Here is a 14,146-nt window from a genome sequence, read left to right on the forward strand (position 1 = left end):
ACGCTCGCGAAGAAAGTATATGAAAAATAAATACAGAATATTAAAAATTGTTATCACCGTAATCATCCTGGGATTGTTACTGAGTTTCTCGTTGAAGAGATTCAGCCGCCAGAAGATTACAGACAATAATATTTCTGTAAAAATGAATGAAAAAACTCCGGTTTACTTTGTTGATGAAAAAGACATCAGGAACATTGTAAAAAAAGAAAACCCATCAGGAAACGTAGGAGATCTTAACATCCCTGCTTTAGAGAAAAAAATCAATTTACTTCCTGCTGTAGATAGTGCCAATGTCTATCTGAACCTAAACGGTAAACTAAACCTGGATATCAAACAGAGAGTCCCGATTTTTAGGCTTAATAAGGACGGAAAAGACTTTTATGTAGATGAAAAAGGAGTTGAATTCCCAATTTCAAAGACCTATTCTCATCCTTGCATGTTGGTAACAGGAAATGTTAAACCGGATGAATATGAGAAACTGGCAGAATTAGTTGGAAAAATTGATAAAGATGATTTCAGTAAAAAATTCTTCATCGGAATCTCAAAAAGCAAAGACAGCTATAATCTTCTGACAAGCGAAGGAAACTACAGAGTAGAAATAGGAGATTTGGATAATATTGACTTTAAGGTAAAAGGATTTAAAACCTTTGTGGAAAAGTACCTGGTTTATCAGGATCCTCAAAAATACAGCATGGTATCTGTAAAATATCAGAACCAGATTGTAACCACTTTAAACCCTTATTTCAAAGAAAATGACAGTATCCTGAAAGCTGGTAAACTTGAAATGGCAAAAGCACCTGCGCTGGCAGCAACTGCAAAAAAGCCTGAAGTAAAACCAAAGACAACTGAAGTAAAAAAAACAAGCTCGACGTCCGTAAAACCGAAAGAAAGTACAAAACCAAAAACACAACAAAAGGAAACTAAAAAACCGGAAAAAAAATCAACAGTCCCGGCACAGTCTAAATCTAAGCCGAAAGCAAAGGTAAAAATAGAGTAAAAAACAGGCATAAAAGGACAAATTAACACAAAACAGGAGATAATCCTGATTATAGAAAAAGTAGAAAAAAATCAAATCGATATAAAAATGGAAAATCAAGAGTATTCAGTAGGTCTGGACATCGGGACAACAAAGATAGTCGCGATTGTCGGAAGAAGGAATGCACACGGGAAAATAGAAGTTCTCGGTGTAGGAAAAGCTAAAAGTCTTGGTGTTCATAAAGGTATTGTGAATAATATTTCACAAACAATTAATTCAATCAAGGCTGCAGTATCCGAAGCACAATCCAGTGCTGGGGTTCCTATCCGCAAAGTAACGGTAGGTATTGCAGGAAAACACATCCGTTCTCTGCAGCACTCCGATTATATTATGCGTGAACATCCGGATAAATTCATTACAGATGATGACATTGAAGCCTTAAAAGATCAGGTCAAGAAGCTGGTTATGCTTCCTGGAGAAGAAATTATCCATGTACTTCCACAAGAATATAAAGTAGATTCCGAGGGGGAAATTCAGGAACCCGTAGGAATGCACGGTAAGCGTTTAGAAGCTAATTTCCACGTGGTAGTGGGACAGATGGGAAGCATCCGAAACATTGCAAGATGTGTTCGTGAAGCCGGATTAGAAATGGAAGCCCTTACATTGGAACCATTAGCCTCTTCAGAAGCCGTTCTTACCAAAGAAGAAAAAGAAGCTGGAGTAGCAATCGTAGATATTGGTGGTGGTACCACAGATATTGCTATATTTAAAGATAATATCATTCGTCATACCTGTGTAATCCCATACGGAGGCGGAATTATTACCGAAGATATCAAAGAAGGATGCTCCATTATTGAAAAACATGCAGAACAATTGAAAGTAAAATTCGGTTCGGCTGTTCCCGAATTGGAAAAAGACAGTACTTTTGTAACAATTCCCGGGCTTCACGGGCGACCAGATAAAGAAATTTCACTCAAAACCCTTGCACAGATTATCAATGCAAGAGTAGAAGAAGTTTTAGAAATGGTAAACACAGAGCTGAAGGCATACGGAGCTTTTGAACAAAAGAAAAAACTGATTGCCGGAATTGTTTTAACAGGTGGTGGTTCAAACTTAAAACACCTTCGCCAGCTTGCCAATTATACAACAGGTTTTGACAGTAGAATCGGTTTTGCGAACGAATACATTGCCAACGATAAAAATCAGTATCTGAAAGGTCCTGAATTTGCTACATCTATTGGATTACTGATGGAAAGTTTGAAGATCAGAGACAAAAAACAGACTGTTGATGACATCGAAGAGACTGTAAAAGAGCAAACTAAGCCCGAAGCAGCTCCTATGCAGGCAGAAACGGTTCAGCCAATTCAGCAGGCAGCTCCTGTTCAGGAACAACCTGTTGCAAATGAAAAGCAAGAAAACAGAAAAGCGAAATTGACCTTTGGGCAGTCGCTTATGGAAAAAGTAAAAAAATTCTTTGAAGAAGTAGAGTAAATTATAAATGATGAATGATAAGTGATAAACGATCTTTTCCTTATCAATTATCAGTAATCAATTATCATTATTAAAAGTATAGTTATGGAAAATATAGGTACACAAGGATTTTCATTTGACCTACCAAAGGGAAATTCATCCATCATAAAAGTAATCGGTGTAGGAGGCGGAGGAAACAACGCTCTAAAGCACATGTACGAAAAAGGAATCCACGGAGTTGATTTCGTGGTCTGCAATACAGATGCCCAGACCCTGGATAATAACCCCGTTGCCAATAAGGTTCAATTGGGAACTTCTATTACAGAAGGTCTTGGAGCTGGTGCTGATCCTGAAGTAGGAGAAAAATCAGCAATTGAAAGTATTGAAGATATCAAAGCTGCTATGGGACAGAACACAAAAATGGTGTTCATCACTGCCGGAATGGGTGGTGGTACAGGTACCGGAGCTGCTCCCGTTATTGCTAAAGTAGCAAAAGACATGGGAATCTTAACTGTAGGTATCGTTACCGTACCTTTCAGCTTTGAAGGAAAAAGAAGATTGGAACAAGCCGAAAACGGACTTGATAAATTAAAAAATAATGTTGACTCATTAATCGTTATCAACAATGACAAACTGAGACAGCAATTCGGGAACCTTGGATTCAAGCAGGGATTCTCTAAAGCAGATGAAGTGTTAGCAAATGCCGCTAAAGGAATGGCAGAAGTTATTACAGGTTACTTTGATGTAAACATTGACTTTAGAGATGCTAAATCTGTGCTTCAGAACTCTGGTACCGCTCTAATGTCTACAGGTACTGCTTCCGGTGAAAATAAAGCCGAAGAAGCCGTAAGAAAAGCATTAGACTCCCCACTATTGAATGACAACAAAATTACAGGCGCTAAAAACGTACTATTGTTGATCAGAAGTGGTGCAGAAGAAGTTACTATGGACGAAATCGGTATCATTATGGACCACATCCAGAAAGAAGCTGGAAATACAGCAGATATTATTTTTGGGGTGGGTGCTGATGAAGAATTGGGAGATGCAGTAAGCGTACTTGTTATCGCTACAGGATTCTCTAATGACAATAAGAAGTTTTCAGGTCCTACAGAAAAGATCAGAATCAGTCTTAATGATAATTTAGAGACCCCAAAATCTTCTCCTTTTAAAACAAGAGAAGAAAGAGAGTCTGCCCCTGAAGTAACTCATGATTTCGGAGGAAAAAGCCTATTCAGACTAGATGACGAAGACCATGATACTCCGTTCAATGTGACTTCTACCGAAAAAAAAATGATCATTCAGGAAGAAGAAATCAGAACTGAAATAAAATTCTTTGATAAAGAAGAAAGTACGATCAATACTCCTGAGCAAGGATGGAGAAATGAAGATGAGCAGGAAGAATACAGTCTTTCCATTGAAGGAGAGGAAGAAGATCCAAACGATTTGGAAATTCAGTCTTTCTCATTTGATTTCGACAATAAAAAAGAAGATCCTCAGTCTGGAAATGTATTCAACAATAATTCTTCACAGGAGAAACCGGTTGAATTCAACTTTTTCGTTAATGAACCTATCAGAAACGAGCCTAAGACGGATTACGGACAGCCTAAGGCAGAGTTTAATGCTCCAACAAGTGCTGTAGCGGAACCTGAACAAAAAATTGAAACGTTCTACCAAAAACAGGAAGAAACAAAACCTGTTTATGAAAGCAGAACAGAAATTGAAACTCCAAAAACTGAAGAAGCTGGATTCACTTTCGTGAATAAAACAATTGATCAGGAAAGAGTAATTGAAAGAAGAAATAAACTAAAAGAATTCAATTCACGATACCAAAGCTTTGACAGCACAAGTGAATTCGAATCTATTCCTGCTTTCAAAAGAAAAAATATTTCGATTGACGGAACCAACGCATCGGATCAGAATATCAACACATATCTATCTGATAACAACGGCTCTATGCAGATCAGAGAAAACAGGTTTTTAAATAAAGACGTAGACTAATTAATATAACAATGTAAAAATGTACCAATGTAACAACATGTACTAATAATCATTGGTAAACTGTTACATTGATACATTGTTAAATTTAAAACTATGAGTTTAGAATATACAATAAGCGAAGCTATTAAAACAGCCATGAGAGAAAAGGACAGAGTTGCCTTGGATTCTTTACGTGCTGTAAAATCTCAAATTCTTCTTTTACAGACAGAAGCCAGAGGGGCTGAAGTTTCTGCAGAACAGGAAATTGCTATTCTTCAGAGAATGATCAAGCAGCGTAAAGATTCTTTTGAGCAGTTTTCAGCTCAAGGAAGACAAGACCTTGCAGAAGTAGAAGAAGCTCAGATGAAAGTAATTGAAAAGTTTTTACCTAAGCAACTTTCTGCTGAAGAATTAGAAACAGAAATAAAAAATATTATTTCAGAAACCGGAGCTGAATCTATTAAAGATTTAGGGAAGGTAATGGGAGCTGCTTCAAAAGCATTAGCCGGGAAATCTGACGGAAAAAGTATTTCCGAGATGGTTAAGAAACTCCTTTCATAATGGGAGCTAAGTTTAGGAGTTCAGGTGGATTACTGCTCTCATAAACGTGCATCTCATTCCATAACTAAGGATATACAACCTTTGCATATCGATTTGATTAAAGAAGCCCGGGACTTTGAGTCTCGGGCTTCATTTTTCGTGGGATATTCAAGTTCTTGATTCTGTTTTGAATTAAAAACTAAAGAAAGAGTCTAGATACTACCATATTTCAGACAGTATTTAAATTGTTGATTGCTTGAGGGAAAGCCGTAAATGTTTTTTTCATGGTCGTCTGTTTTTCAGAATCATTTCAAATTTAATAATTATATTTTATTATTCCTAATTTTAATTCACATTTTTATGAATATTGTTATATTATTAATATTCAATTAATTTTATATTGACTAACGTATTGATAGTTATTATGTATTGAACAAACGTAAAGAAATGTTTAACTTTGTACTGATAAAAAAACAAAATATATGTATCCAACAGATTTAGTAATGCCTATGAAGGCTGAACTTACAGATAAAGGTTTTCAGGATTTAACAACTCCAGCTCAGGTGGAAGATGCTTTAAAGCAATCAGGAACTACATTATTAGTAATCAACTCCGTATGCGGATGTGCTGCTGGTGCTGCAAGACCCGGAGTAGTATACTCTTTAACAGGAGATAAAAAACCTGACCATTTAACAACTGTATTTGCAGGTTTTGATACAGAAGCTGTAGTAGAAGCAAGAAAACACCTTGCTCCATTCCCTCCAAGCTCACCATGTGTAGCACTTTTCAAAGATGGGGAATTAGTTCACATGCTGGAAAGACATCACATTGAAGGAAATCCTGCAGGAGCTATTGCTGCAAACCTTCAGGCTGCTTATGACGAGTATTGCTAAGAAATAATAAGCTCAATAATAAACCGTTACATATTTTGTAGCGGTTTTTTTATTTAACTCCATAAAAAATTTTCTAAACATTCAAATATCATTATATTTGTTGGAATGGCAACAAAAGCACTTTTCAATACTGTGGTCAACTGGTTCATCCGTCAGAGGATAGATCAGATTCAAAATTTCATGGATCATCCCATTGAAACACAGAAAGGTATATTGTTTTCTCAACTGTTTCATGCAGAAGATACTGAATACGGTAAACTTCATGGTTTCAACTCAATTTCAAGTTATCAGGACTTTAAAAACAAGGTTCCGATTGTAACGTATGAGGATTTTGAACCTTTTATTGAAAAAGCAAGACAGGGACACAAGGATGTAAGCTGGCCCGGACTAATTAAGCATTTTGCAAAGTCTTCCGGAACAACCAATGCCAAGAGTAAATTCATTCCTATTTCTGCAGAAAGCCTTGAATATTGCCATATGAAAGCAGGAAAGGATATGGTGTCTATTTACGCCAACAATCACCCTGAAAACCAGCTTTTTAATTATAAAAACTTACGCTTAGGCGGAAGCTCCGAACTTTATGCGGATTTTAACACAAAATTCGGCGACTTATCAGCTATTCTTATCGATAACCTTCCATTTTGGGTTGAAATTACTACAACACCCAGCAAGAAAGTTTCTTTGATGGGCGAATGGGAAAGCAAACTTAGAGCAATTACATCTGAAGTAAAAAATGAAGATGTAGGAAGTATCCTTGGAGTACCTAGCTGGATGATGGTTCTCCTCCAAAGAGTATTGAAGGAAACCGATATAAGCAGTATTTCTGAGCTATGGCCTAATTTAGAGGTGTTTTTCCACGGGGGAATCAGTTTTAAGCCCTACAGGGAACAATTCAAGCAGATCATCGGAAAAAACATCAATTACTACGAAATTTACAATGCTTCTGAAGGCTTCTTCGGAATACAGGACAGATCGAACAGTGATGAAATGCTTCTAATGCTTGATTACGGTATCTTTTATGAGTTTATCCCAATGGATCAGTTCCATTTTTCAAATCCGAAAGTAGTAAGTCTTGAAGATGTAGAAATAGGAAAGAACTATGCAATGGTTATTACAACCAATGGAGGTCTTTGGAGATACCTTATCGGAGATACGGTTGTATTTACATCAACAAATCCTTTCAGAATAAAGATCACAGGAAGAACCAAGCATTATATCAATGCCTTTGGGGAAGAATTAATGATTACCAATGTGGAATCTGCTCTATCGAAAGCCTGTGAAGCAACAGGAGCACAAATCACGGATTTTACAGGAGCTCCGGTTTTTATGAAAGAAAATGAAGGAGGAGCTCATGAATGGATCTTTGAATTCAGCCAGTCTCCTAATAACCTGGATCATTTTATTGATGCTTTCGATCAGCATTTGAAGAAAATAAACTCGGACTACGAAGCGAAAAGATATAATAATATGACATTGAGAAGACCAATTGTTCACATTGCAAAGGACAATCTCTTCTATCATTGGCTAGAATCCAAAGGCAAACTTGGTGGTCAGAATAAGGTACCAAGATTAAGTAATGACAGAGAATATATAGATCCTTTATTGGAAATGAACAAAGTCATGATGGAGAAAACTTAAGCTACAGTTTTTGATTTCATCATTAAAAATAAAAAACCGCAATTGAGTTCAATTGCGGTTTTCTTTTATTATTTACTTAAATCGTCTTTTAATTTTTTAGCTGCATCTTCTACTTTGGCAGCTCCTTTTCTTGCGGCTTCTTTAGCATCTTTTCCTGCTTCCTGAGCCCCGGATTTGATGTCTTTACCTACTTTATTTGCTTCTGTTTTAATATCCTGCCCTGCTTTATTCAGATCCTGTTTTGTCTTATCCGCAGTAGCATCAATCTTATCTTTAGCTTTTTGAGCCGCATTATCAATCTTGTCGCCGGCTTGATCTAATTTCTTGTCAACGTTTTCTTTCGCCTGATTAACCTTTGCAGTGTCAACTCCTGACGGCGTTTCTGTAACAGTGGTTGTCGTTGTTGTAACTGATCCGTCCGGATTTTCTACCTGTTCTGATTTTGTTGTAGATTTTGTACATGCAACAGTGAATACTGAAATCACTAATGCTGTAAGAATTTGTTTTTTCATACTGTATATTTTTAAAAATGATGATTGGTTTATTCTGTCTTCACAACAGGTGCAGGTGAAGATTCGGAAGCCTTAGATTTCTTCTCAGCATCTTCTTTTTTCTTTTCTTCCTCGGCTTTCTTTTTGTTTTCCTTTTCAAGCTCTGCCTTTAGCTTTTTCTCTTCTTCCAAAGCTTTTTGGACCTGTTTTACGGAATCAAGATACTGAGGAGAAGACATTCTTATTTTACGGGCAATATCCACGGTAACAGCCCCTGTTGAAAAAGAATCAATAGCAGTCGTATCATATCGTACTTTTATATCCTGTTCAGCTTCAAATCCTGGAGATTCCTTCTTGGAACACGCTTCAAACAGAATGGTAAAAATAAAAATTGCCGGCAGTAAATTTTTCATGGAACTAATTTAGTAGAAATTCTGCAATTACGGGATAGTGATCCGATAATTTCACAGACTGATCTACTTTATAGCTCAGAGGAATAATTGATTTTGAACTGAAAATATAGTCGATTCTTAAAGGTATTTTATAATCATGGAAACTACTTGCACTCCCCTGTCCTGTCTTCACAAAGGCATCTTGAAGGTCTCTTCCAAGACTGTAGTATTCATAGGAATTCGGAACAGAATTAAAATCTCCTGCAACAATTACCGGATAAGGAGAAGAATCAATAGTTCTTCTGATCTTTTTAATCTGATCTTCATGAGCCTGAAACGTAGGAATCATATGGGAAAGAAGTGTTGATACATTCCCAAATCCAAAAGCATCCAGCTTTGTAAACATTGTTTTATGAAGTCTAAAAGGTTCAAGGTAAACATTTACAATCCTGATGATTTTTCCATTAATATTTACATCTGCATAAAAAGAGTTTCCTCTTGAATTATCTTCAATGATCTCTGCCTGTCTTATAATCTTATGCTTTGTTTTAAGAATTACAGAAGGATACTTTACCAGATCTTGTCTTACAGCACGGTTGGTGTCTTTTTCCTGAACTAAAATAATATCCGGATCCTGAGCTTTGATATAGTCTTTCACCTTATCCCAGCCATATTCTCCGTATTTAACATTAAATGTTAAAACTTTGATATCACGTATTGTTTTTAAATTATCTGGTTTGGGTGAATAATTGACCCATCTTCTTATTGGGTTGAAAAAAAGTAAAGTACCAAAAGCAAAAGCAATGGCAATTTTTTGTTTTTTAAATGCCCAGACCATAGTAAGGAGAAGGTGTGCCAGTATAAGATATGGAAAACCAAGAGACAGAAGATTAAGGTTCCCCAAAAGATTAGGTGGAACCCATGCGTTTCCCAGCGTGCATAACAGCAAAACGGCAACGGCAATATGTATAAATAGCAATATCTGATTCGACTTCATGAAAAAAACGGTCTTGGTACGTTCTTTTCTAAGCAAAAATCTGACCAAGCAGTTAAATTTTAACTATTTTTATGATTATTTTTCACTTAAGGACACCTCAGAAATCACAGGATAATGATCTGAAATACTGACAGAACGGTCAACAACGTAGGAAATAGGTGTTAAAGATTTTGATAAAAATACATAATCTATTCTGATTGGAAATTTATAATCATGGAAACTGGTTCCACTTCCTTTTCCGGTAAGTAAAAACGCATCCTCTAAGCCTTCAGAAACATGGTAATATTCGTAAGAATTTGGAACAGAATTGAAATCTCCGGCAACAATAACAGGATATGGAGAGCTGTCAATAGCCTTACGAATCTGCTTTACCTGATCCTGATGCTTTTTAAAAGTAGGAATTAACTTTTTTACAATACCTTTTACTTTTTGTTCATTAGCATCCGTATTCCCATCAAGCTTGATCATTTCTTTTTCAAACTGGAATGGATAAAGGTATACATCAATAAACCTATACATTTTTCCTTTTATTTCAATATCCGCCTGAAGTGCACTGGGCAGCCAGACACTTTCGTCTTCGGAAAAGATTACCTTTTCATTGGATATTTTATGCTTTGATAATATCGTTAAAAGACCATTTGAAGTGGTTCTATTATAATCTTTTAATGAGGGATATGAGATTCCACCATCCTCCTGTGTAAGAATAACATCAGCATGCTGAGCTTTAAGATAGCTCAAAACCTCTTCTTTTCCCATCGTCCCAGCCTTGATATTAAAGGAAACAATCTTTATTGGATTTGAATTCTCTTTTTTTTCTGATGAAAAATTAACCCATCTTTTTACAGGATTAATGAATATCAAACCGATAAACATGAATAAGAATGCTCTTTTTTTCCAGCTAAATATCCAGAAAAAAATCAGGATAATATAAAGAGACATCAGTAGAGGAAACCCTAGAGAAAGTAAATTAAACCACGGAAATATCTTAGGCGGAATATAAGCATTTAATAAAGAGCCCAGCAATAGAAACAGAGTTCCCAAATGCAGGATCAATATGATAAGTCGGAAAATTTTCACAAAAATTTTTTAATTGAATCTATACAAATGCTTTTTCCAAATTCGTGCCAAGATCCAGCCTACCAAAGCCCCACCAACGTGCGCAAGGTGAGCAATTCCTCCCCCATTTCCTGAAATTCCCAGATAGACAGAAACAACAATCACGATAGGTAGCAGGTACTTTACCTTTATCGGAACAGGAATAAACATAATTCCTATTTTTGAATCAGGATATAATGTTGCAAAGGCAGCAACTACGCCGAAAATTGCTCCGGAAGCACCTACCATAGGTGTTGCAACAATACCTTTCAAGTTTTCCAATAACTCTTTCTGCTTAAGAACGGCATCTGCATTTCCTGCAAATTCAACACTTGCACCAGAGAGATAAGCCCCAACATTAAATCCTAATTGTTGTAATTCACTTGAAAGTTGCTGAGCTTCAACGAAATTCCATAAATTAAATAAAAAGAAAGCACCTAAACCACTTAGGAAGTATAGAATTAAATATTTTTTTTCTCCTAAAACTTGTTCCAAAATAGGACCAAAGCTAAAGAGCGTCATCATATTAAACAAAATATGCATGATGCTTCCATGCATAAACATATGGGTAATAATCTGCCAAGAATGAAAAAATGGTGAAAATGGATAGAACCCGGCAAGGTAACCGATAACCTGGTTCCCCATAAAAGATGTAACAATAAATACGATCACATTGATAATGATAATATTTCTTGTAATTGGCGGTATATTGTTAAACATATTTTTTAGAATTTGTTTTTAAAATCATTAAACGGAACTTCATAGAAGCATCTTTTCCCATCCGGTAAAAACTCAGGAAATCCTAAAGCTGTAAAGTCTTTGATTACCTGTTCCGCATCTTTTTTATAAATAAAGTCAAACCTTGACTTTGAGTGTATTTTGTTCCATTGATTATGGTAATAATGCAAAAATTCGTCTTCAGTCTTATAATCAAGGATCTCAAAAAGGTTTTCCAGAAACTGCATTGCCTGTGTTTCTTTTAACCCCTCAGGAAGTGAATCTATTCTCAGTACACTTTCATGAGCAATTTTCATGTCAAACCCTAATTCCGGAAGATATTTTTTGAAAGATTCATACTTACTTTTCTCAATCTCATTCATATGATACTCCAAAGAAAATAATAGTGCATGGCTGTTTGTAGCAGATTTCCTGGTAGATTTATTGTTTTCAGACACCAATAATCTGTGCATTCTCCCAAGGTCCAGCATCAGGGTTACATCTCCTTTATTGAACAACCAATATCCGTTGGGAAGCCTCATCAGGTCTTCATCAAAATCTTCATCTTCAAATAAATTAATTTTTGAAGGTTCTGCAGTGATATTCTGATGGTACATTTCTGTAAGATTCTGAATTTCTTCCGGATGTACTACATTTTTTTCTTCCAAAAACGGATTATAATCTCTGTCTACAATAATCTCCGGCATTTTGATAACACCGCTTCCACCGCCATTTCCTTTGCTTGGAATTGGCTTATTCATCATTTCATCCAACTCCGGATCTCTGTCAAAATCGAGACTTGGGGAAACATTATAGATTCCCAGAGATCTTTTAATGGTGGAACGAAGCAAAGCAAAAATAAGGTGCTCATCTTCAAATTTTACTTCTGTTTTCTGTGGATGAATATTCACATCAATTTTCTCCGGATCAAGCTCCAGATAAAGGAAAAATGATGGTACATATCCTGGCTGAAGAAGACCTTCAAAGGCTTCCTGAACCGCTTTATTGAAATATGGACTTTTAAAATATCTGCCGTTTACAAAAAGGAATTGCTCTCCTCTTGCTTTTTTAGCGCCTTCGGGCTTTGCAACAAACCCATGAAGCTTACACCAGATAATATCTTCTTTAATAGGAATCAAAAGAGGTTGCAGCTTTCTTCCAAAAACATCTACAATACGCTGCATCTGACTTCCTTTTCTTAATCTGAATACCGCTTCGTCATCATGAAACAGAGAAAACTCAAGTCCTTCATGTGCTAATGCAACACGTTGGAATTCATCGATTACATGTCTGAATTCGATATTATTGTTCTTCAGGAACTTTCTGCGTGCAGGAACGTTATAAAATAAGTTCTTTACCAGAAAGTTTGATCCTTCAGCTGTTTGGGCGGGATCCTGAAATTGAAATACTCCGCCTTCGATATAAATATTGGTTCCGATAGCGGTACCTCTCTGTTTTGTTCTCAGCTCCACCTGGGAAACGGCAGCAATAGACGCTAAGGCTTCCCCACGGAAACCTTTGGTTGCAATTTTAAATATATCTTCCGTTCCTTTGATTTTGGAAGTAGCATGTCTTTCAAACGCCATTCGGGCATCTGTTTCAGACATTCCTTTTCCGTCATCTACCACTTGGATAAGGTTTTTCCCGGCATCTCTGATGATCAGTTCAATTTTCGTTGCATCTGCATCTATAGCGTTTTCCAAAAGTTCCTTCACGATGGATGCAGGTCTCTGCACCACCTCTCCCGCTGCAATTTGGTTAGCTACATGATCCGGTAAAAGCTGAATAATATCTGACATAAAAACGTAAATCAACTTACAAAAATAGTCAATGAAAACGGGAATAAAAATATTAAAACGGTGAATTAATATTTAATTATCAACATTTTTACCACATTTATCCCCATCATCTTTTTTAATGATTGTAATCACAGGCATTAGCAAGGGTTGAGATTTAATTTAGTGACATTCGATTTTATGACATCAAAAACATGATTACTGTTTTTTGCAGACAGACATTTAATTGTATTCAGAATTAAAAAACGCCCCCTTTCCATAGAGAAAAAGAGGGCATTCACAGCTAGTTTATACAAAAAATTAATAGTGATATTTACTTCACCTGATATTTTAGTCTTCAAAAACAAGTTTTCTTTTCTTCTTGCTTTTAGGGATACCATGGATTTTTTCATACAGATAGGCTAAAAGATTAGGTTTTCTGTAGATCCTGTTGTATCTGTATTTGGTATTAAAGTGTCTTACATGAATTTTATAGGCATCATATCCGATGACAACAAGAAGACATATGCTGATTACATAAAATACTCTAAATTCTAAATAATAATAAGTTAACCCTGAGAAAACAGCACCTAGCACATATGCAAGCATAATACTTGACAGCAGCTTAGCTCTTCCGATTAGCTCTCCGTTTTTTCTATATTTCTTTTGGGTAAACATAGAAACTAAAATCCCTAAATCGGTAGTAGTTCCGGTAAGGTGAGTGGTTTTTACAGAGAAGTTGGAAATACTCGCCGTTAAACCATTCTGTAATCCTGTTGCGAAAAGCATTATTGCTACCAATACTTCTGTTTCTTCCAATGTTTTTCGATAGTATAGCTGTCCGTATACTCCAACACCAAATAAACATATTATTTCCAATACAAGAGGCATTGCATGAGCAAAATATTTACTTTTTTTATTAAAATTAATTACAATAAAGTTGGAAAGAAAACTTCCGAAGAAGAATAAAAAGATCCAACTTCCCATTACTGCAACCTGAGACCAGTTACCTTTACTGATTTCTGCCGCCAGAATTGCGTAATGTCCTGTTACATTCGATGTAAAAGAGAGGAAGATAAGTAGGGATGCAATATTTATAGTACCTGCCGTGAAGGCAGTCAGCGTCCCCAATCTGATATTGTCTCCCAGTGTCCTGCTGTTACTATAATTTCTTAACATTTTCTA

Annotated in this window: 13 protein-coding genes; 6 read left to right on the forward strand and 7 right to left on the reverse strand. The window is 36.1% G+C overall.

Annotation, left to right across the window (positions count from 1 at the left end; all coding sequences use genetic code 11):
* Positions 1 to 19 precede the first annotated feature (19 nt).
* From BW983_RS09790 to BW983_RS09815, 6 genes are all read left to right on the forward strand, one after another.
* Entirely contained in the window at positions 20 to 997 is a 978-nt protein-coding gene (locus BW983_RS09790) for a cell division protein FtsQ/DivIB (RefSeq protein WP_076551800.1), read from the forward strand.
* Positions 998 to 1,084: 87 nt separating this feature from the next.
* Positions 1,085 to 2,467 (forward strand): cell division protein FtsA, encoded by a 1,383-nt coding sequence (gene ftsA, locus BW983_RS09795; RefSeq protein WP_076551801.1) that lies wholly within the window; start codon positions 1,085 to 1,087, stop codon positions 2,465 to 2,467.
* An 84-nt stretch (positions 2,468 to 2,551) separates the two neighbouring features.
* A complete protein-coding gene (gene ftsZ / locus BW983_RS09800; protein ID WP_076551802.1) occupies positions 2,552 to 4,444 on the forward strand; it encodes a cell division protein FtsZ in 1,893 nt (630 codons plus the stop codon).
* A gap of 93 nt (positions 4,445 to 4,537) precedes the next feature.
* The gene (locus tag BW983_RS09805) at positions 4,538 to 4,984 is read left to right on the forward strand and encodes a GatB/YqeY domain-containing protein (RefSeq protein WP_076551803.1); all 447 of its coding nucleotides are present in this window, start codon (positions 4,538 to 4,540) and stop codon (positions 4,982 to 4,984) included.
* Between the two features lie 461 nt (positions 4,985 to 5,445).
* Complete coding sequence (locus BW983_RS09810) at positions 5,446 to 5,856, forward strand: BrxA/BrxB family bacilliredoxin (protein WP_027372869.1); 411 nt, start codon at positions 5,446 to 5,448, stop codon at positions 5,854 to 5,856.
* 105 nt (positions 5,857 to 5,961) lie between these two features.
* On the forward strand, positions 5,962 to 7,494 hold the full coding sequence (locus tag BW983_RS09815) for a GH3 auxin-responsive promoter family protein (RefSeq protein ID WP_076551804.1): 1,533 nt from the start codon (positions 5,962 to 5,964) through the stop codon (positions 7,492 to 7,494).
* A 68-nt stretch (positions 7,495 to 7,562) separates the two neighbouring features.
* On the opposite strand, the gene BW983_RS09820 is transcribed toward BW983_RS09815, so the two are convergent.
* The 7 genes from BW983_RS09820 to BW983_RS09850 form a co-directional block, all read right to left on the reverse strand.
* Positions 7,563 to 8,006: a hypothetical protein gene (locus BW983_RS09820; protein ID WP_076551805.1), complete on the reverse strand. Its 444-nt coding sequence runs from the start codon at positions 8,004 to 8,006 to the stop codon at positions 7,563 to 7,565.
* A gap of 29 nt (positions 8,007 to 8,035) precedes the next feature.
* Positions 8,036 to 8,398: a hypothetical protein gene (locus BW983_RS09825; RefSeq protein ID WP_076551806.1), complete on the reverse strand. Its 363-nt coding sequence runs from the start codon at positions 8,396 to 8,398 to the stop codon at positions 8,036 to 8,038.
* A gap of 4 nt (positions 8,399 to 8,402) precedes the next feature.
* Positions 8,403 to 9,374: an endonuclease/exonuclease/phosphatase family protein gene (locus BW983_RS09830; RefSeq protein WP_076551807.1), complete on the reverse strand. Its 972-nt coding sequence runs from the start codon at positions 9,372 to 9,374 to the stop codon at positions 8,403 to 8,405.
* 75 nt (positions 9,375 to 9,449) lie between these two features.
* A complete protein-coding gene (locus BW983_RS09835; protein ID WP_076551808.1) occupies positions 9,450 to 10,451 on the reverse strand; it encodes an endonuclease/exonuclease/phosphatase family protein in 1,002 nt (333 codons plus the stop codon).
* A gap of 9 nt (positions 10,452 to 10,460) precedes the next feature.
* On the reverse strand, positions 10,461 to 11,189 hold the full coding sequence (locus BW983_RS09840) for a rhomboid family intramembrane serine protease (RefSeq protein ID WP_076551809.1): 729 nt from the start codon (positions 11,187 to 11,189) through the stop codon (positions 10,461 to 10,463).
* A gap of 5 nt (positions 11,190 to 11,194) precedes the next feature.
* Complete coding sequence (mutL, locus tag BW983_RS09845; protein WP_076551810.1) at positions 11,195 to 12,985, reverse strand: DNA mismatch repair endonuclease MutL; 1,791 nt, start codon at positions 12,983 to 12,985, stop codon at positions 11,195 to 11,197.
* A 327-nt stretch (positions 12,986 to 13,312) separates the two neighbouring features.
* Positions 13,313 to 14,140, reverse strand: a complete 828-nt coding sequence (locus BW983_RS09850; protein ID WP_076551811.1) for a YoaK family protein — start codon at positions 14,138 to 14,140, stop codon at positions 13,313 to 13,315.
* Positions 14,141 to 14,146: the final 6 nt, after the last annotated feature.

The organism is Chryseobacterium ureilyticum (genome assembly GCF_900156735.1).
In the GTDB taxonomy this organism is placed as follows: Bacteria; Bacteroidota; Bacteroidia; order Flavobacteriales; family Weeksellaceae; genus Chryseobacterium; species Chryseobacterium ureilyticum.

Coding starts and splice junctions, on each gene's coding strand:
- BW983_RS09825 (WP_076551806.1), bottom strand. CDS start 8,398: ATGAAAAATTTACTGCCGGCAATTTTTATTTTTACCATTCTGTTTGAA.
- BW983_RS09805 (WP_076551803.1), top strand. CDS start 4,538: ATGAGTTTAGAATATACAATAAGCGAAGCTATTAAAACAGCCATGAGA.
- BW983_RS09810 (WP_027372869.1), top strand. CDS start 5,446: ATGTATCCAACAGATTTAGTAATGCCTATGAAGGCTGAACTTACAGAT.
- ftsA (WP_076551801.1), top strand. CDS start 1,085: ATGGAAAATCAAGAGTATTCAGTAGGTCTGGACATCGGGACAACAAAG.
- BW983_RS09820 (WP_076551805.1), bottom strand. CDS start 8,006: ATGAAAAAACAAATTCTTACAGCATTAGTGATTTCAGTATTCACTGTT.
- ftsZ (WP_076551802.1), top strand. CDS start 2,552: ATGGAAAATATAGGTACACAAGGATTTTCATTTGACCTACCAAAGGGA.
- BW983_RS09850 (WP_076551811.1), bottom strand. CDS start 14,140: ATGTTAAGAAATTATAGTAACAGCAGGACACTGGGAGACAATATCAGA.
- BW983_RS09830 (WP_076551807.1), bottom strand. CDS start 9,374: ATGAAGTCGAATCAGATATTGCTATTTATACATATTGCCGTTGCCGTT.
- BW983_RS09815 (WP_076551804.1), top strand. CDS start 5,962: ATGGCAACAAAAGCACTTTTCAATACTGTGGTCAACTGGTTCATCCGT.
- BW983_RS09790 (WP_076551800.1), top strand. CDS start 20: ATGAAAAATAAATACAGAATATTAAAAATTGTTATCACCGTAATCATC.
- mutL (WP_076551810.1), bottom strand. CDS start 12,985: ATGTCAGATATTATTCAGCTTTTACCGGATCATGTAGCTAACCAAATT.
- BW983_RS09840 (WP_076551809.1), bottom strand. CDS start 11,189: ATGTTTAACAATATACCGCCAATTACAAGAAATATTATCATTATCAAT.